This window comes from Vibrio amylolyticus, assembly GCF_023145695.1.
GTDB classification, from domain to species: domain Bacteria; phylum Pseudomonadota; class Gammaproteobacteria; order Enterobacterales; family Vibrionaceae; genus Vibrio; species Vibrio amylolyticus.
The window spans coordinates 76,596-94,396 of record NZ_JAJHVV010000010.1 but is presented as its reverse complement, the minus strand read 5'-3'; the positions used below and the strand labels follow the sequence as shown (position 1 = coordinate 94,396).

The following is a 17,801-nucleotide window of genomic DNA, read 5'->3' as shown; positions in this document are numbered from 1 at the left end:
ATCACTTCAACGATTAATATAGAGATAATTTTACACATACAAGTATAAGAATACATGGCTATGAAGAACCATAAGAGAATCAGTGTACCACGCTTACTCACCCCTGTAGCACTTGCAGTCGTTTTGAGTGCGTGTTCGTCTAAACCTTCAGCACCTACTTATGTTGATATCTTGCTCGATCCAGTGCAATCCGCGCAAAACTACTTAATGCAGGCCGATAGTGCCCAAGGGTCGATTCAGAATGACTGGTTAATCATGGCCTTTAAGGCGGCAATAGAAAGTAATGATGTTGACCTTGCTAATCGCTTATCAAAAAGAATCGTCAAACAAAAACTAAGTGCACTGCAACAATCAGAGTGGCAATTATCTCGGGCTGAACTTTTAAATAGCCAGGGTGAGTATCAGCAAGCACTAAATCAGCTTAACTTCCAAGCTCAGTGGTCTTTACCAGACCAACAGTGGATTGATTATTACCAGTTACGAGCCGACTTATATGCTAATCAGTCGCGTTTCTTTGAATCCAGTAAAGAGCTCGTGCACTTGAGCGCCTATCAAGATGAGATGCAGCAACGTGAAACTGCCAATCTTATCTGGGATAACTTAGGGCGTTATCCATCGAACCAGGTCGACCTGTTAAGCTCTGCGGCCGATGAAAGTACTATTGACGGCTGGGTACAGCTTAGTGTGTATATGAAAACACTCTCGGGTGATATTCCTATGTTAAAAAGCAGCCTGAGCAATTGGTTGGAAGAAAACCCTTATCACCCTGCCAGTCTTTATACCCCACAAGCCATTCAAGATATTTTGGACTTAGAGATTTCCAAGCCTAACAGTACCGCGATTCTGCTTCCTTTATCAGGACGTTTTGCCAAACAAGCACAGCTGATTCGAGATGGCTTTATTATGGCAATGATGAATGATGAAGAGCGTGAAGAAGATGCAACACTCACCATTATCGACACCAATAAAACGTCAAAGGAAGAACTTGAATCTATCCTTATTGAAAAAAATATCGACTTTATAGTTGGCCCTTTGACAAAAGATAATGTCGAGGAACTTGAAGAAATTCAAGACACCTTCGAATACCATATCCCTACATTGGCGCTAAATATCCCAGAACAACTAGAGGTTGGTACGGGCACCTGTTACCTAGCGTTATCACCAGAGCAAGAAGTGGCTCAAGCGGCACACTACCTTCATAAGCAAGGTTACCAATACCCACTTGTTCTTGCTCCGCAAGGCAGACTGGGCGAACGAGTCAGTGAAGCCTTCTCTTCGGAGTGGGAGACACTGAGCGATAATAAAGTGTCTGTCAGCTTATTTGGCGATAAACGACAGCTTCAGCGCAATATTAACTCTGTTTTTGGACTGCAACAAAGCCAGCAGCATATCGCTCAAATAGAAGCCTTAATGGGTATTCCTTTAGAAAGCCAACCTCGTAGCCGTCGTGATATTGATGCGGTCTATATTGTAGCAAAAGGCTCTGAGTTAACATTGATTAAGCCATTTATCGAAGTCGCGATAAACCCTGATACAAAGCCACCACAGCTGTTTTCTAACTCTCGTAGTAACAGTGGCAATAAACAGTACGAAGACCTGACAGGCATCACATACAGTGATATCCCTCTACTGCTGCAAAATGACAGTAGTTTAACTGCACAGATGGAGCAGCTTTGGCCTAGAGATTCTAATTCTGAACGAAGATTACAAGCGCTAGGCATCGACGCCTATCATATGATGGATCAACTTCCACAAATGAAGCTTCTTCCTGAGCACAGCTATCAAGGTCAAACCGGACTGCTACGTATTGACGAGAATTGTATCGTGCAAAGAGAGATCAGTTGGTCAGAGTATGGGGCTCTTTAGCCGTCGAGATATCGGCCAACACTATGAGACCGTCGCTAAAAAACACTTAGAAGGTTGCGGTCTTACTCTGATTGAGAGAAACTTTACAGCTCGCTGCGGAGAAATCGACCTCATTATGCTAGATGGCAGTTGTGTCGTCTTTGTTGAGGTTAGATACCGCGAGAGCAAGCACTTCGGTCACGCTGCGGAGACTATTTCTCCAAGTAAAGTTTCCAAGCTGCTAAAAACTGCCCACTACTGGTTGTTAAAAAGAGGCCAATCTGTTGAGCAGACCGATCTCCGTTTCGATGTTATTGCGATCCACGAGAAAGGCGCGCAGATCGAATGGATAAAAAATGCAATTACTCAAGGATAATCGATGCTAGATAGCATTAAAGATAGCTTCACTGAAAGTATTCAAATTCAAATCGCTGCTGCTGAAGCGCTTCCGGATGCGATTACTCACGCGGCTCAAGCAATGGTAGCAAGCCTGCTTAATGGTAATAAAATTCTCTGCTGTGGTAACGGTGGTTCCTCATCCAACGCTCAGCAATTTGTCTCTTGTCTTCTTAATCGTTTTGAGACCGAGCGTCCAAGCCTGCCCGCAATGGCATTGACTGCAGATAATACAACCATGACTGCCGTTGCCAATGACTATCACTACCAAGAAATATTCTCAAAGCAGGTACGAGCATTTGGTCAAGCCGGTGATATTTTATTGGCAATATCGACCAGTGGTAATAGTAAGAACATCATTAAAGCAATGGAAGCAGCAGTAACACGTGACATGACGATCATCGCCCTAACCGGTAAAGATGGTGGCGAAATGGCGGGTCTATTGGGAGAGCATGATGTTGAAATCCGTATCCCCTCTCACAGAACACCGCGTATTCATGAAGTTCATATGGTGACGCTACACTGTTTATGCGATCTTATCGATCAAGTACTTTTTCCTGCACACGAAGAATAACGATGAAAACATTCCGTAACCTAGTACTCATTCTGACTTTCGCCATTCTATCTGGCTGCGCTAGTTTTTCCGACCCAGAAACTACGGCAACGGACACACGAAGCACTAAGGAGAGGTGGAGTGACAGTAATATCGAATTTGAAGTTGCAGGGCTTGGAAACAAAGCGCCATTTCGGGGCCAAGTACGTGTAACGGCTAGCTCTTATAATGGCATTGTTGTACTCATGGGGCAGTCAAAGACCGATCACGAACTTAATACTTTTCTAGAGCAAGCGAACAGTATTAAGGGGGTGAATAAAGTCCATAATCAGGTCCGCATCCGTGAGCCCCTATCTGTGACTTCTATGAGTAGCGATAGTTGGATAACAACCAAAGTAAAATCTGCGCTGTTGACCAACTCTGACCTTAAGGGCGTCAATGTAAAAGTGATTACGGAAGATAAAGAAGTCTTTTTATTAGGTTACGTCTCTGAGTATCATGCCGATATAGCAACGGAAGTCGCTCGAAATGTGTCGGGTGTGAAGCAAGTGATACGCGCCTTCCAAATAGGTAATTAATTCTTCAGCGCTTAGGTGACTTGAGTATTCAGAGACGCCAACCAAAAACGAGATAATAAAAAAGCAGCCAATGGCTGCTTTTTTGATTCTTTGCGTGTTATTTAACGACACGTAAACTAGGACGACCTTTCGGTTTCGGTGGCTCTTCTGAAGGCGTTTTCTCTTCTAATGTATCTTCAGAGACAACCTCTTCAGAAACAGAAGATAGACCACTTACAGGAGACTCATCTATTGACTCTTCCGCTCGCGTCTCGGAATCCAAGTACGCTTCTTCTGGGTCAAACATTGTGCCTGCACCGTTCTCTCTTGCATAGATTGCTTGAACTGCATAAAGAGGAGCAATAACAGAATGAGGACGGCCACTGAATCGAGCACTAAACGTAATCGCTTCATTTCCTAGTTCCAAGTTCCCAACCGCTCTTGGCGCTATATTCAAAATAATCTGACCATCTTGAATAAACTCTTGAGGAACTCGAACACCCGCCATGGTTGCATCAACAACCAAATGCGGGGTTAAATCGTTATCTACCAGCCACTCATAAAATGCACGAAGCATGTATGGGCGTCTTGGCGTCATATTTTCAATATCCATCAATAACTATCGGCTTAAACGCATCTCACGCTCAGCTTCTGTTAGAGAAGCTAAGAACGAATCGCGTTCGAATACACGGCTCATGTAGATCTTAAGCTCTTTTGAGCCTGGGCCAACGAGGTCGATACCAAGTTGAGGCAAACGCCATAGTAGCGGTGCTAGGTAGCAATCAATCAAGCTGAACTCTTCGCTCATGAAGTACTCATACTCTGCAAAAACTGGTGCTAGAGTTAGCAAGTCGTTACGCAGCTTATTACGAGCATTTTCAGCTTCTTCTGCATTACCTTTGACTACTTTTTCAGCTAGCGAGTACCAGTTACGTTCAATACGGTAGATCATTAGACGGCTATTACCACGAGCAACAGGGTAAACAGGCATCAATGGTGGGTGTGGAAAACGCTCATCGAGGTATTCCATAATGATTTTTGAATCGTATAGTGCAAGCTCACGATCGATTAGCGTTGGTACAGATTTGTACGGGTTAAGTTCGATAAGCTCATTAGGAAGATTAGCTTCATCAACTAATTCAATCTCAACACTTACGCCTTTCTCAGCCAGGACAATACGAACCTGATGGCTATACATATCAGATGCACTTGAAAACAATGTCATCACAGAACGTTTATTGGCAGCTACAGCCATGGAGCCCTCCAGCATACTTACAGATACAAAAAAATAATGGAGGCTAAGCCTCCATATACAAAATAAAAAATTAGCGTGCCATTATAGCATAATTAGTGCACATCACGCCAATACTCTTTCTTAAGCAATACAAATACTATAGATAAGATTACCAAGAATGCCATAACCCACCAACCTAAAGCTTCACGCTCCAGTTTAACCGGATCACCTGAGTATTGTAGGAAGTTCACTAAATCGCGAACGGCTGCGTCGTACTCTTCAGTATTTAACTCACCAGAACCATCTGTTTCGATACCGACGACAACCTGCTTCTCTTTTCCATCAACCATTTTAGTTTCATAAACTGGCTGAGGAATACCTTGTAGCTCTTCGAGTACATGCGGCATACCAACACTTGGGAAAACAATGTTATTTACGCCAAATGGACGAGCCGGATCTGCGTAAAATGACCGTAAGTAAGTATAGAGCCAATCAGTACCACGAACACGAGCAACCAATGTTAAATCTGGTGGTGGAGCACCAAACCATTTCGCTGCCGACTCTTGAGGGATAGCACTTAGCATTAAGTCGCCGACTTTCGCCTCAGGGTTAAAGATAAGGTTTTCCTTCATTAGATCGAGAGGAATACCAATATCTCTGGCTACACGTTCATAACGTTGATACTGAGTTGCATGACACGCAAAACAGTAGTTCATGAAGATCTTTGCGCCATTTTGCAGAGATGCCTGATCAGACATATCGTTGTTGGCTTTATCTAAAGGAACCTTTGGACCCGCAGCCATCGCTAACGCAGGTAACATCACAAATAAAATTACAATCCACTTCTTCATTTGAATTTCACCCTAGTTGGTAATGGTTTCGTCGCCTCATTCTTGCTGTAGAACCACAGTAGTACGAAGAACATGAAATAACCTAAGCTAAAGATTTGAGCCATTAGCGTGTACGTTGGTGTCGCTGGTAGCGCACCCAATACACCTAGTGCAATGAAGCTGATCGTGAATTGAATAATATTAATCAGGTGAAGCTTGCTACGGTAACGGTATGAACGAACCTTACAACGATCAAACCAAGGCAGAAGGAATAGCACGACAATAGAAGCGCCCATCGCTACAACACCTAGCAACTTATCAGGAACAGCACGAAGAATCGCGTAGAACGGTGTGAAGTACCATACTGGTGCAATGTGCTCCGGCGTTTTCAGCGGGTTAGCGGCTTCAAAGTTAGGTGGCTCAAGGAAGTAACCACCCATTTCTGGATTAAAGAACAGCACGTAACAGAATAGGAATAAGAAACCAGCCACACCTACGAGATCTTTTACCGTTCCATATGGGTGGAATGGAATCGAATCAATGATGTCGTACTTCTTAGAGTAATTGTCATGGAATTTAAACTGTGTCTTATAGTCATCACCCATAGAACCTTTAGGTAGCTTAGTTTCAATACCATCTGGGTTATTTGAGCCAACTTCATGCAGTGCTAGAACGTGCAGCACGATGAGAAGAAGTAAAACGATAGGCAGTGCGATAACGTGAAGAGCAAAGAATCGGTTCAATGTTGCACCAGAGATAACGTAATCACCACGAATCCATAGTGTTAGATCATCACCAATAACAGGAATGGCACCAAAGAGCGATATGATTACTTGAGCACCCCAGTACGACATTTGTCCCCATGGAAGTAAGTACCCCATGAAAGCTTCAGCCATTAATACCAAGAAGATCAACATGCCAAATAACCATAACAACTCACGAGGCTTTTGGTAAGAACCATAGATAAGACCACGGAACATATGCAGGTAAATAACCACAAAGAACGCTGACGCGCCAGTTGAGTGCATATAACGCAGTAACCAACCGTATTCCACATCGCGCATGATGTATTCAACAGAAGCAAACGCACCTTCACCAGACGGCACATAGTTCATTGTCAGCCAGATTCCAGTGAGAATTTGGTTTACCAGCACTAACATCGCTAGTGAACCGAATAGGTACCAAAAGTTGAACGACTTTGGCATTGGATATTCTGATAGATGCTTTTTATAAGAATCCATCACTGGTAGACGTTTTTCTACCCAATCAAGTAACGCTTGCATTATGCCTCCCCTGTGTCATCAACACCGATCATAATTTTCGTTTCACTCAAATACATATGTGCTGGTACAACTAAGTTAAGTGGCGCTGGTACTCCCTGGAATACACGTCCAGCCATATCAAACTTAGAACCGTGACAAGGACAGAAGAAACCAGACTTAACACCCTGAACTTGCTCAGCAAAGGTATCAGGTAGATAAGTTGGCGAACAACCTAAGTGAGTACAAATACCGACAGCAACAAAGTACTCTGGCTTGATTGAGCGATAAGCATTCTGAGCATAAGCTGGTTGTTGCTCTTCACCAGAGCTAGGATCGCGTAATTGACCATCAAGAGCCTTAAGGCCATCTACAACCGATTGAGCACGACGGACAACCCATACAGGCTTACCACGCCACTCAACACGAACCATTTGCCCTTCTTCGAGTTTACCGATATCAACTTCTACTGGGGCACCAGCAGCTTTTGCTTTTTCACTTGGGTTCCAAGATTTAATAAAAGGAACGGCGACCGCTGCTGCTCCTAAGCCACCGACAACCGCAGTTGTGGCAGTTAAGAAACGTCTACGACCGTTATTTAAAGGCGCGTTGCTCATCCAAACATTCTCCCATTTGCTCCCTTTGGATAGTTGTTATTCCGCTTACAGAGCATGGCTAACAAATTAAAATTTTAGTTATATTTATTTGATTGCAAATGATAAATAAAACCCTAGTTTTTGACAAGATAAAGCTACCTTTTTGTAACAATCAAAGGGGAAAGCCCATGCTAGGTCACAAAAGAGGCTGAATTAAAAGGGAAAGGTCTGGAGAGGGAGAATTAGAAAGAGTTTTGGGATGTTAAAAAAACAAAAAGCTCGGCATATAGCCGAGCTTTGAACCACAATTCCAGTACTGAAACTGGAGCGTGAACTTTTCTGTAAAAGAAAAATTAACGCTTAGAGAATTGAGGTTTACGACGTGCTTTACGTAGACCAACTTTCTTACGTTCAACGCAACGAGCGTCACGAGTAACGTAACCAGCTGCACGTAGCGCAGGACGTAGAGACTCATCGTATTCCATTAGCGCGCGAGTGATACCGTGACGGATAGCACCTGCTTGACCAGAAATACCACCACCTTTAACAGTGATGTATAGGTCTAATTTCTCAGTTAGTTCAACTAGCTCAAGAGGTTGCTTAACAACCATACGAGAAGTTTCACGACCGAAGTAAACATCAAGGCTACGCTTGTTGATTACGATCTCACCAGAGCCTGGTTTGATGAAAACACGAGCTGCTGAGCTTTTGCGACGACCAGTGCCGTAGTATTGATTCTCTGCCATTGTCTTAATCCCCTTAGATGTCTAGTACTTGTGGCTGTTGAGCAACATGGTTGTGCTCAGTACCAGCGTATACTTTAAGCTTACGGTACATCGCGCGGCCTAGTGGACCACGTGGAAGCATACCTTTAACTGCTAGTTCAAGAACCATTTCTGGTTTCTTAGCAATTAGCTTTTCAAAAGTGATAGTTTTTAGACCACCAGGGAACTCAGAGTGACGGTAGTAAACCTTACCCTTAGCTTTGTTACCAGTTACAGCAACTTTCTCAGCGTTAACAACGATGATGTAATCACCAGTGTCTACGTGAGGAGTATATTCTGCTTTGTGCTTGCCGCGTAGGCGAGAAGCGATTTCACTTGCTAGACGGCCAAGAGTTTTGCCTTCAGCGTCTACAACATACCAGTCGCGTTTTACAGTTTCTGGTTTAGCAACGAAAGTTTTCATGCTAATAATTACCTATTTAAAAAAATTACACTTAAGGAATACTTACGTATTCCCACTGTCTAAGAGTTACCATTCATCACCCCTTCGAGTGTTGGAAAACTCTTGGCTTAACGAGATTTGACTCAACGTTAGAGGCCCGCAGTAACGGTAGGTCGCAGGATTATAGAGAAGAGCGAAGAAAAAATCACCTCTTTTTGAACAAAATCACAATTATTTTTTGAGTCCTGACTATCTATCGGATATCTCGTTAGCCTAGATGTTCTTTGGCTAAATAATCATGACTTTGCATTTCAATCAGTCTTGACTGACAACGCTTAAATTCAAAGGCGAGAAACTCCCCTTCATATAATTGCTCTAATGCCACTTCCGCAGAAATAATCAATTTGACATTTCTTTCGTAGAACTCATCAACTAACGCAATAAATCGCCTTGCTGCATCGTCTAGTGTTGCGCCCATCAACTCAACATCGGCAAGCAAGACACTATGATAGATTTTGGAGAGTTCAATGTAATCATTTTGACTACGCGCACTTTTACACAATTGTTCAAATGTTGCATGCAGAACCCCATCACTCGCTTCAATAACATTAAGAGTCCGATGATTAATTTCAATACTGGTTTGAACCGGTTTATCTTCACCGACCAATTGCGCGTAGTAACGATATAAGTTCTGATTTGCCACCTCATCAAGTGGGTAATGGTAGATCTCAGCTTGTTTGAGCGTTCTTAGTCGATAATCAATACCACTATCGACGTTCATAACACGACAGTGTTTCTCGATTAATTGAATAGCAGGAATAAAGCGAGCCCGCTGTAAACCATTTCGATACAGCTCTTTCGGGGGAATATTAGACGTCGCCACTAACATCACTTCTCGCTCAAACAGCGCTTGGAAAAGTGTGCCTAGAATCATTGCATCGGTAATGTCAGAGACAAAAAACTCATCAAAACAGATAATATCTGTTTCTTGCTTGAACTTATCAGCAACAATTACCAAGGGATCACTAACTTCTCCAAGAGCTTTAAGCTCATCATGTACTCGATACATAAAGCGATGGAAGTGAACTCGCATCTTTCGTTCACTTGGTAATGCGTCAAAGAAAGAGTCCATTAGATAGGTTTTACCTCTTCCGACTCCCCCCCAGAAATATAAGCCATCAGGTACGGTCTGCCCCTCTTCTTTCTTACCTAGTAACTTTTGCCAGCGAGAGAGCGAAACTTTTGGGCCTAGTAACTTTTGCCAGCGAGAGAGCGAAACTTTTGGGGCGTTAAGGTAATTGATGATTTGGTGGTAAAGGCCATCAAGCGCTTCTACTGCTTGAAATTGAGCTTCATCCCTTTGAAAACCATGCTCTTTTATGTCTTTTTCGTACTTTTCTTTTGGGGTCATAGAAAAACCGCTCACCACAACATAACACTGTAAAAATAATCTTATTGCTCTTTATCGAGCGTTCAGCTCATAGTAACATGCCCCTTAGACATGTGTAAGCAACAGGTAACTAGCATGTTAAATTCTCACTCAATAAGGAGCTATTATGCCTTGGATTTACGCCGTTGTAGGTTTATTAATTGGTGCCGTATTAGGAGTTATTTTTGGTCGCTTCACGACTCCCGAATATAAAAAACAAAAAACTGTGCAAAAAGATTTAGACGCAGCAAAATTCGCTCTGGAACAACAGAAACAAGAACTGACCGACTATTTTGCACAGAGTGCTGAAATGCTAGACACACTAGGAAAGGATTACACAAAACTTTATCAACACATGGCTAAAACCTCGTCAGAGCTTTTACCTAATCAGCCTGAACAAGATAATCCTTTTACAAGACAGATTACGCTACAAGCTGAAGAGCAAGCGCCAGATACGGTGACTACGCCAGAGCAAGCACCCAAGGATTACGCAAAAGGAGCAACTGGACTCTTCACCGATAAAGAAAAAGAGATCATTAACTCCGGAGAAGTGGTCACAGCTAAAGCGTCCTAAATGAACTAATTCAAATCTGAATTGGAACTAAATAAAGGTTTTTGAGTCATAACTCTGACTAGTGCCCGCCGAAATTTCAACACGATAGAAGATGTTGAAATAAGGGGCTTTATCTAACTGGAGTTATCAGATGAAAAAACCTTTGCTCGTTTTAACAACTCTCACCCTTAGCTTAAGTTCAATCATCACCCCATTATACGCAACTGCCGCTTTACCAATATCGATTAATGACCAGCCACTGCCAAGCTTAGCCCCAATGCTCGAAACCATTACCCCAGCCGTGGTTAGTATTGCTGTTGAAGGCACTCAGGTTTCTCGTCAACAGCTCCCCGATAATTTTCGCTTTTTCTTTGGCCCTGACTTCCCAACCGATCAAGTTCAAGAACGCCCGTTTAGAGGCCTTGGATCTGGGGTCATCATTGATGCCGAAGAAGGACATATTGTCACCAACTATCACGTCATCAACGGTGCAGACAAAATACGCGTAAAACTCACCGATGGGCGTGAGTATGACGCAGAACTAGTCGGTGGAGATCAAATGTCTGACATTGCACTACTCAAACTAGAAAAGGCAAAAAATTTAACTCAGATTAACCTCGCTGATTCGGACAAACTGCGTGTTGGCGACTTTACTGTGGCTATAGGTAACCCCTTTGGCTTAGGCCAAACGGTTACATCTGGTATTGTCTCTGCGCTAGGTAGAAGTGGATTAAATTTAGAGAATTTTGAGAACTTCATTCAAACGGATGCTGCGATTAATAGCGGCAACTCTGGTGGTGCGTTAGTCAACCTCAATGGGGAGCTAATCGGTATCAATACCGCCATCCTTGGCCCTAATGGGGGCAACGTCGGTATCGGTTTTGCCATTCCCGCCAACATGATGAAAAACCTCACCGAACAGATCATCAATTTTGGCGAAGTAAAACGTGGCATGCTAGGTGTTCAAGGTGGTGAGATCACTTCTGAGCTTGCAGAGGCACTCGGCTATGAATCGAGTAGAGGTGCCTTTGTCAGCCAAGTGGTCCCTAACAGTGCTGCCGATGACGCCGGATTGTTGGCCGGTGATATCATCACGTCCATTAACGGTAAAAAAATCGATACCTTTAGTGAACTGCGAGCGAAGGTCGCAACTTTAGGTGCGGGAAAAGAGATCGACTTAGGGGTCATTCGAGATAGAAAAACACTCTCATTTAGCGTCACGCTTGGTGAGCAGACAACAAGTAAAACATCAGCAGATAAACTGCACCCTGGGCTATCAGGTGCAGAACTAACAAACACCACTGACAGTGACCAGGTGGAAGGCGTGAAGGTATCCAATATCGACGAAGGTTCGTCTGCTGCCACCTATCAACTCCAACCCAACGACATTATTATTGGCGTAAATAGAAAACGAGTTAAGAACTTAGCTGACTTTAGAAAGATCATTGAGCAGCAACCAGGTGTGCTAGCACTCAATATTCAGCGTGGAGATCGTACGATTTACCTTGTTATTCGCTAATACTCACATTGTGAACTGCATCGTAAAGTGAGCTAGAGGCAACGTCTAGATCCATAATATCTACATTTAAAGTCGCTTAAGGCGTTACCATTTGGTGACGCCTTTTTGTTATTTATCAATCTAATGCTATGCTTCGACAGCACACGATATAAAAAGAATCGGCGCTCACCGATTATCTCAAGGATTTTTACTCTGTTACTGAGGAAGGTATGCTGAATTTTTTATTACGCTCGGTTATTTTAGGTTTGGCGACTGCGCTTATCTTATTACTTGCTGTCCCATCTTTGCGCCCTAACCTATTACCTCAAGTAATACCTTCAACGACGGACGATCTCTCTAGCGTACAGCTATCATTTAACGATGCGGTAAGAAAAGCAGCACCAGCGGTAGTGAATATCTATAGTCGCAAATACACCGAAGACAACAGAACCAAGCTCTCGACTCAAGGGCTAGGGTCCGGTGTAATTGTCAGTGAAAAGGGCTACATCGTTACTAACTACCATGTTGTCGCCCTGGCCGATCAAATTATCGTCGCCCTTCAAGATGGGCGCGTCGCCGCAGCGCAACTTGTTGGCCAGGATCGCCGTACTGACATTGCTATCTTGCAAATTGAAGGCACTAACTTACCTATCATTCCTTTAAACCCAGACTATTCAGCAAAAGTTGGCGATGTTGTCCTCGCAATCGGCAACCCGTATAACCTCGGTCAAACAACCACTTTTGGTATCATTTCTGCAACGGGGCGCTCATCAATTAGTGCTGACGGTCGCCAAGCCTTTATACAAACCGATGCGGCAATCAATCAAGGAAATTCAGGTGGTGCATTGGTCAATAGTCAAGGAGAGCTCGTCGGTATCAATACCGCTTCTTTTCAACAAGCCACCGATATGGAAACTTACGGCATCTCATTTGCCATCCCTTATGCCCTCGCTGACAAAATAATGAATAAGATCATTGCTGATGGCCGTGTTATCCGTGGCTATATTGGCATTGATGGACAAGATATAAACTCAGTCACGTCACGATTACTTGGTGATGAGCATCTAGGTGGTATTGTGGTACTCGGGGTTGATCCTAATGGGCCTGGAGCTAAAGCTGGATTTCAGGCACAAGACATTATTCTTACGATTGATGGGCAAAAGATTAATGGTCGCCAAAGCGTGATGGATTTAGTCACTGATCTACGCCCTGGCGTCGAGGTCGATGTGCTAATACTAAGGAAAGGCGAAGAGCAAACGCTCTCTGTTAAAATTGCAGAAGATAAGCGTGAATAGCCCAAGAGCATTAATTCACTCTACACAACAATCAATATAGTTCGAATAGAAAAAGCCCCTAACTAATGATGACTAGTTAGGGGCTTTTATTCATTAATATCTAGGATATTAACTTTCCACAGTATTCGCAGCTTCAAGCTCAATTCGCGTCACGCGTTGTAAACCTCTTGGTAATAAGCTACCTCGACGTCCTCGCTCTCCACGGAAATTATCTAAATCAGCGGGTTTGAGACCTAACTTACGCTTACCTGCGTAGATGGTTAATGAAGCCCCTTGAGGTAGAGCCATAAGGTGCGACACATACTCTTCGCGCTCTTTTGCCTTGGCTGCCGGGATATTAATGATCTTATTCCCCTTACCTTTACCCAGTTGAGGTAGATCTTTAATAGGAAACAGCAACATACGACCTTGGTTGGTGATTGCTAGAATTTCATCGGAGTCGAGATCGCCAACAGTGTGAGGTGGCATTACTTCTGAGTTTTGAGGCAAATTAACCAGTGCTTTTCCACTCTTGTTCTTAGACAGTAAATCACTGCCTTTACAAACAAATCCATAACCGGCATCTGAGCCTACTAACCACAGTTGTTCATCTTCACCCATAATCACCTGACGCATAGAACTACCAACACTGATGTTCAATCGCCCTGTTATCGGCTCACCTTGGCTACGTGCAGATGGTAAAGAGTGAGACTCTAACGAGTAGCTACGTCCATCACTACCAAAGAAGACGGCTTGCTGATTACTCTTTCCGCGAGCATGTGCTAAGTAGTTATCACCAGACTTATAATTCAGTGTTTCTGCATCAACCTCATGCCCTTTCGCATGACGTATCCAACCTTTTTCAGACAAGACAACCGTAATTGGCTCACTAGGAACAAGATCTCGCTCTGTCAGTGCTTTTGCTTCTGCACGTTCAATTAAAGGAGAGCGACGATCATCGCCATATTTCTCGGCATCAGCCTGGATCTCTTTCTTAATTAATGTGCTTAGTCGACGTTCAGAACCCAGCAATTTTTCAAGCTTATCACGCTCTTTTGCTAGTTCATCTTGCTCTCCACGAATCTTAAACTCTTCTAACTTCGCTAAGTTTCGTAGTTTGATGTCTAAGATTGCATCTGCTTGCGTTTCAGTAATGTTGAAGCGGCTCATTAATACTGGACGTGGTTCGTCTTCAGTACGAATGATCTCAATAACTTCATCTATATTCAGGTACGCAACTAACAAGCCTTCCAAGATATGTAGGCGAGCAAGAACTTTGTCTAAGCGGTGCTGCAAACGACGACGAACCGTTGCACGACGATACTCTATCCACTCAGAAAGAATTTGAACCAACCCTTTCACTTGTGGTTTATCATCTAAGCCAATCATATTGAGGTTAACTCGGAAGTTTTTCTCAAGATCGGTTGACGCAAATAGGTGATTCATCAGCTGATCACAATCGATGCGATTCGAGCGCGGTACGATTACGATACGAGTTGGATTTTCATGATCCGACTCATCACGTAAATCGTCAACCATTGGCAGCTTTTTCGCACGCATTTGAGCCGCTATCTGTTCTAACAGTTTAGCGCCTGAGACTTGATGTGGCAGAGCAGTGATAACAATGTCATTACCTTCTTTATGCCATACCGCACGCATTTTGATACTGCCACGACCGGTGCGGTAGATTTTCTCAATATCGCCTTTAGGCGAAATTATCTCTGCTTCTGTCGGATAATCAGGACCCTGAACAAAGCCCATCACATCACTCAGTTCTGCTTTAGGGTTATCCAATAGATGAATCGTTGCATCAGCCACTTCACGTACGTTATGTGGTGGAATGTCCGTTGCCATACCAACAGCAATACCCGTAATACCGTTAAGCAGAATATGAGGTAGACGTGCTGGCAACATTTGTGGCTCTTTCATCGTGCCATCAAAGTTAGCCTGCCACTCAACCGTCCCTTGGCCTAATTCGCCAAGAAGAACTTCTGCAAACTTAGAAAGTTTCGCTTCGGTATAACGCATCGCAGCAAAGGATTTAGGGTCATCGGGTGCCCCCCAGTTTCCTTGGCCATCAACAAGCGGATAACGGTAAGAGAATGGCTGAGCCATCAATACCATCGCTTCATAACACGCTGAGTCACCGTGCGGGTGATACTTACCGAGTACATCACCAACGGTACGTGCTGACTTCTTATATTTTGATGCCGCAGATAGACCAAGCTCTGACATTGCGTAAATAATACGTCTTTGAACTGGTTTTAAACCATCGCCAATATAGGGCAATGCTCGGTCCATGATGACGTACATTGAGTAATTCAGATAAGCGTCTTCGGTGAACTTGCGCATAGGCAATTGTTCAACGCCATCATAAGTAATTTCAGTCGACATTATAAATTAAACCTCTGCCATATCGCCGTTAGATTGGAGCCATGCGCGACGATCATCAGCACGCTTCTTGCCTAGCAACATATCCATCATCTCCATCGTCGCTTCGCTATCATCGATAGTCAGCTGAACCAAGCGGCGAGTATTTGGGTCCATTGTAGTTTCACGTAACTGAAGTGGGTTCATTTCACCTAGACCTTTGAATCGCTGCACGTTGATTTTGGCTTTTTTCTTACTCAACCGCTCTAGTACACCTTCTTTCTCATCTTCATCAAGGGCGTAAAAAACCTCTTTACCGCAATCGATACGGAAAAGTGGCGGCATGGCTACGTAGATATGTCCCGCTTCAACTAACGCTCGGAAGTGGCGAGTAAATAACGCACATAGGAGTGTCGCGATATGGAGACCATCCGAGTCAGCATCGGCAAGAATACAGATTTTTCCGTAACGTAAGCTCTCTAGATTATCACTATCAGGATCAATACCCAGAGCAACAGAGATATCATGGACTTCTTGTGACGCTAAAACCTGATCAGCAGAGACTTCCCATGTATTGAGGATTTTGCCGCGAAGTGGCATTACCGCTTGGAATTCACGATCACGCGCTTGCTTAGCTGAACCTCCCGCAGAGTCCCCTTCGACAAAGAAGATTTCAGTGCGGCTTAAGTCTTGTGCAGAACAATCTGTCAGCTTGCCCGGTAAGGCAGGGCCCGACGCCACTTTCTTACGAACAACTTTTTTACTTGCACGCATACGGCGATGCGCGTTAGCGATACAAACTTCAGCAAGCTGCTCTGCAAGTTGCGGCTTTTCATTCAGCCACAGGCTAAAGGAGTCTTTTACAACACCAGAGACAAACGCCGCGGTTTGACGAGAAGAGAGTCGTTCTTTGGTTTGACCGGCAAACTGAGGGTCTTGAATTTTAACCGACAATACGTATGAACAGCGCTCAAACACATCATCACCGGTCAATTTCACACCACGTGGTAGCAAATTTCGGAATTCACAAAACTCCCGCATCGCGTCAAGCAAACCTTGGCGGAGACCATTAACGTGTGTACCACCTTGTGCGGTCGGAATTAAGTTAACGTAGCTTTCGGTGATCATATCACCACCTTCTGGCTGCCAAATAATGGCCCAGTTAGCAGCTTCCGTTTCGGCCGAGAATTCACCAGTAAAAGGAACTTCAGGAATAACGGTATAACCCTTGACGCCTTCAGCTAAGTAATCTTTTAGGCCATCTTCGTAGAACCACTTGTGCTCGTTCCCGTTAACCTTATCACTAAAGGTAATTTCAAGCCCTGGGCATAAAACGGCTTTAGCGCGTAAGTTATTAATCAAACGAGTAACAGAGAAGTTACCTGAATCGAAATAGCTAACATCAGGCCAGAAGTGAACGCTGGTCCCTTTATTACGACGGCCACATGTGCCCGTTATGGTTAGCTCTTCTACTTTATTACCATGCTCAAACGCCATTTCGTAGACTTGGCCATCGCGACGCACAGTGACTTGAACGCGCTTTGAGAGTGCGTTTACAACAGAAATACCCACACCATGCAAACCACCTGAGAACTGGTAGTTTTTATTCGAGAACTTACCACCTGCGTGCAGCTTACAGAAAATAAGCTCAACCCCTGAGATTTTCTCTTCTGGGTGAATATCAACAGGCATACCACGGCCGTCATCAATCACTTCTAACGATTGATCAGCATGGAGGATTACTTGCACCTTTGAGGCATGTCCGGCTAGCGCTTCATCGACACTGTTATCGATGACTTCTTGACCTAAGTGGTTAGGTCTCGCTGTGTCCGTATACATACCTGGTCGGCGGCGTACTGGTTCTAAACCATTGAGAACCTCAATGGCCCCAGCATTATATTGTTCAGTCATAATACGGAATATACTTAGTAGATAATTAAGTCATTATATTGCTGTTGGTATAGAGAGACTGTTAACACTTCTCGCGAATCAAGCTTAAATAGAGGCTAGAGTGTGGCAATTGTACTAAAAGTGACAAATCTGCTGAAACTATCAGCATTCTCAACAACAAAAGTATAGGTAGAACATAGTCTGGAAGTGGCTCTCTTATGTCAAGAGAGATAGGTAAGTAACAGGTAAAATTATGACTCCTCCCTCAGTGAGCGAAGGAAAAAGTAAAATTACTCACATTGGGCTTGGGCACGAAAATCTTCCAACACATAATATACGACAGCGCAGTC

General features: G+C 43.8%; 17 protein-coding genes. 7 read left to right on the top strand and 10 right to left on the bottom strand.

What is annotated here, in order from left to right:
* Window positions 1–60 precede the first annotated feature (60 nt).
* From KP803_RS16135 to KP803_RS16120, 4 genes are read left to right on the top strand one after another with little or no spacing between them, the layout of a single operon-like run.
* Window positions 61–1,866 carry a penicillin-binding protein activator gene (locus KP803_RS16135; protein ID WP_248009887.1) on the top strand — a complete coding sequence of 602 codons (1,806 nt, stop codon included), beginning with the start codon at window positions 61–63 and terminating at the stop codon, window positions 1,864–1,866.
* On the top strand, window positions 1,853–2,221 hold the full coding sequence (locus tag KP803_RS16130; protein WP_248009886.1) for a YraN family protein: 369 nt from the start codon (window positions 1,853–1,855) through the stop codon (window positions 2,219–2,221). Before KP803_RS16135 ends, KP803_RS16130 begins: the two co-directional genes overlap by 14 nt.
* A gap of 3 nt (window positions 2,222–2,224) precedes the next feature.
* Window positions 2,225–2,815, top strand: coding sequence for a phosphoheptose isomerase (locus tag KP803_RS16125; protein WP_248009885.1), 591 nt, complete (start codon window positions 2,225–2,227; stop codon window positions 2,813–2,815).
* 2 nt (window positions 2,816–2,817) lie between these two features.
* Window positions 2,818–3,372 carry a BON domain-containing protein gene (locus KP803_RS16120; RefSeq protein ID WP_248009884.1) on the top strand — a complete coding sequence of 185 codons (555 nt, stop codon included), beginning with the start codon at window positions 2,818–2,820 and terminating at the stop codon, window positions 3,370–3,372.
* Window positions 3,373–3,469: 97 nt separating this feature from the next.
* On the opposite strand, the gene sspB is transcribed toward KP803_RS16120, so the two are convergent.
* The 8 genes from sspB to zapE form a co-directional block, all read right to left on the bottom strand.
* Window positions 3,470–3,964: a ClpXP protease specificity-enhancing factor gene (gene sspB / locus KP803_RS16115; protein WP_248009883.1), complete on the bottom strand. Its 495-nt coding sequence runs from the start codon at window positions 3,962–3,964 to the stop codon at window positions 3,470–3,472.
* Between the two features lie 6 nt (window positions 3,965–3,970).
* Window positions 3,971–4,606, bottom strand: a complete 636-nt coding sequence (sspA, locus tag KP803_RS16110) for a stringent starvation protein SspA (protein WP_248009882.1) — start codon at window positions 4,604–4,606, stop codon at window positions 3,971–3,973.
* A gap of 92 nt (window positions 4,607–4,698) precedes the next feature.
* Complete coding sequence (locus KP803_RS16105) at window positions 4,699–5,436, bottom strand: cytochrome c1 (RefSeq protein WP_248009881.1); 738 nt, start codon at window positions 5,434–5,436, stop codon at window positions 4,699–4,701.
* Window positions 5,433–6,698, bottom strand: coding sequence for a cytochrome b (locus tag KP803_RS16100; protein WP_248009880.1), 1,266 nt, complete (start codon window positions 6,696–6,698; stop codon window positions 5,433–5,435). The genes KP803_RS16105 and KP803_RS16100 overlap by 4 nt, the downstream gene beginning before the upstream one ends.
* Window positions 6,698–7,291 carry a ubiquinol-cytochrome c reductase iron-sulfur subunit gene (gene petA, locus KP803_RS16095; protein ID WP_248009879.1) on the bottom strand — a complete coding sequence of 198 codons (594 nt, stop codon included), beginning with the start codon at window positions 7,289–7,291 and terminating at the stop codon, window positions 6,698–6,700. Before petA ends, KP803_RS16100 begins: the two co-directional genes overlap by 1 nt.
* A 332-nt stretch (window positions 7,292–7,623) precedes the next feature.
* Window positions 7,624–8,016: a 30S ribosomal protein S9 gene (gene rpsI / locus KP803_RS16090; protein WP_248009878.1), complete on the bottom strand. Its 393-nt coding sequence runs from the start codon at window positions 8,014–8,016 to the stop codon at window positions 7,624–7,626.
* Window positions 8,017–8,029: 13 nt separating this feature from the next.
* Window positions 8,030–8,458, bottom strand: a complete 429-nt coding sequence (gene rplM, locus KP803_RS16085; RefSeq protein WP_010434689.1) for a 50S ribosomal protein L13 — start codon at window positions 8,456–8,458, stop codon at window positions 8,030–8,032.
* Between the two features lie 247 nt (window positions 8,459–8,705).
* On the bottom strand, window positions 8,706–9,848 hold the full coding sequence (zapE, locus tag KP803_RS16080) for a cell division protein ZapE (RefSeq protein WP_248009877.1): 1,143 nt from the start codon (window positions 9,846–9,848) through the stop codon (window positions 8,706–8,708).
* 145 nt (window positions 9,849–9,993) lie between these two features.
* On the opposite strand from zapE, the gene zapG reads away from it, so the two are divergent.
* The 3 genes from zapG to degS all read left to right on the top strand — a co-directional run bounded on the left by zapG (window position 9,994) and on the right by degS (window position 13,212).
* On the top strand, window positions 9,994–10,440 hold the full coding sequence (gene zapG, locus KP803_RS16075; protein WP_248009876.1) for a Z-ring associated protein ZapG: 447 nt from the start codon (window positions 9,994–9,996) through the stop codon (window positions 10,438–10,440).
* A 130-nt stretch (window positions 10,441–10,570) separates the two neighbouring features.
* The gene (locus KP803_RS16070; RefSeq protein ID WP_248009875.1) at window positions 10,571–11,938 is read left to right on the top strand and encodes a DegQ family serine endoprotease; all 1,368 of its coding nucleotides are present in this window, start codon (window positions 10,571–10,573) and stop codon (window positions 11,936–11,938) included.
* 209 nt (window positions 11,939–12,147) lie between these two features.
* Window positions 12,148–13,212 (top strand): outer membrane-stress sensor serine endopeptidase DegS, encoded by a 1,065-nt coding sequence (gene degS / locus KP803_RS16065; protein WP_248009874.1) that lies wholly within the window; start codon window positions 12,148–12,150, stop codon window positions 13,210–13,212.
* A 108-nt stretch (window positions 13,213–13,320) separates the two neighbouring features.
* Here the strand turns inward: degS and parC are convergent, their stop codons facing one another.
* Window positions 13,321–15,585: a DNA topoisomerase IV subunit A gene (gene parC / locus KP803_RS16060; protein ID WP_248009873.1), complete on the bottom strand. Its 2,265-nt coding sequence runs from the start codon at window positions 15,583–15,585 to the stop codon at window positions 13,321–13,323.
* 6 nt (window positions 15,586–15,591) lie between these two features.
* Window positions 15,592–17,472: a DNA topoisomerase IV subunit B gene (parE, locus tag KP803_RS16055; RefSeq protein ID WP_248009872.1), complete on the bottom strand. Its 1,881-nt coding sequence runs from the start codon at window positions 17,470–17,472 to the stop codon at window positions 15,592–15,594.
* Window positions 17,473–17,801 lie beyond the last annotated feature (329 nt).

Excerpts from the sequence above, each read along its gene's own strand:
- KP803_RS16135 (WP_248009887.1), top strand. The coding sequence starts at position 61 with ATGAAGAACCATAAGAGAATCAGTGTACCACGCTTACTCACCCCTGTA.
- KP803_RS16130 (WP_248009886.1), top strand. The coding sequence starts at position 1,853 with ATGGGGCTCTTTAGCCGTCGAGATATCGGCCAACACTATGAGACCGTC.
- KP803_RS16125 (WP_248009885.1), top strand. The coding sequence starts at position 2,225 with ATGCTAGATAGCATTAAAGATAGCTTCACTGAAAGTATTCAAATTCAA.
- KP803_RS16120 (WP_248009884.1), top strand. The coding sequence starts at position 2,818 with ATGAAAACATTCCGTAACCTAGTACTCATTCTGACTTTCGCCATTCTA.
- sspB (WP_248009883.1), bottom strand. The coding sequence starts at position 3,964 with ATGGATATTGAAAATATGACGCCAAGACGCCCATACATGCTTCGTGCA.
- sspA (WP_248009882.1), bottom strand. The coding sequence starts at position 4,606 with ATGGCTGTAGCTGCCAATAAACGTTCTGTGATGACATTGTTTTCAAGT.
- KP803_RS16105 (WP_248009881.1), bottom strand. The coding sequence starts at position 5,436 with ATGAAGAAGTGGATTGTAATTTTATTTGTGATGTTACCTGCGTTAGCG.
- KP803_RS16100 (WP_248009880.1), bottom strand. The coding sequence starts at position 6,698 with ATGCAAGCGTTACTTGATTGGGTAGAAAAACGTCTACCAGTGATGGAT.
- petA (WP_248009879.1), bottom strand. The coding sequence starts at position 7,291 with ATGAGCAACGCGCCTTTAAATAACGGTCGTAGACGTTTCTTAACTGCC.
- rpsI (WP_248009878.1), bottom strand. The coding sequence starts at position 8,016 with ATGGCAGAGAATCAATACTACGGCACTGGTCGTCGCAAAAGCTCAGCA.
- rplM (WP_010434689.1), bottom strand. The coding sequence starts at position 8,458 with ATGAAAACTTTCGTTGCTAAACCAGAAACTGTAAAACGCGACTGGTAT.
- zapE (WP_248009877.1), bottom strand. The coding sequence starts at position 9,848 with ATGACCCCAAAAGAAAAGTACGAAAAAGACATAAAAGAGCATGGTTTT.
- zapG (WP_248009876.1), top strand. The coding sequence starts at position 9,994 with ATGCCTTGGATTTACGCCGTTGTAGGTTTATTAATTGGTGCCGTATTA.
- KP803_RS16070 (WP_248009875.1), top strand. The coding sequence starts at position 10,571 with ATGAAAAAACCTTTGCTCGTTTTAACAACTCTCACCCTTAGCTTAAGT.
- degS (WP_248009874.1), top strand. The coding sequence starts at position 12,148 with ATGCTGAATTTTTTATTACGCTCGGTTATTTTAGGTTTGGCGACTGCG.
- parC (WP_248009873.1), bottom strand. The coding sequence starts at position 15,585 with ATGTCGACTGAAATTACTTATGATGGCGTTGAACAATTGCCTATGCGC.
- parE (WP_248009872.1), bottom strand. The coding sequence starts at position 17,472 with ATGACTGAACAATATAATGCTGGGGCCATTGAGGTTCTCAATGGTTTA.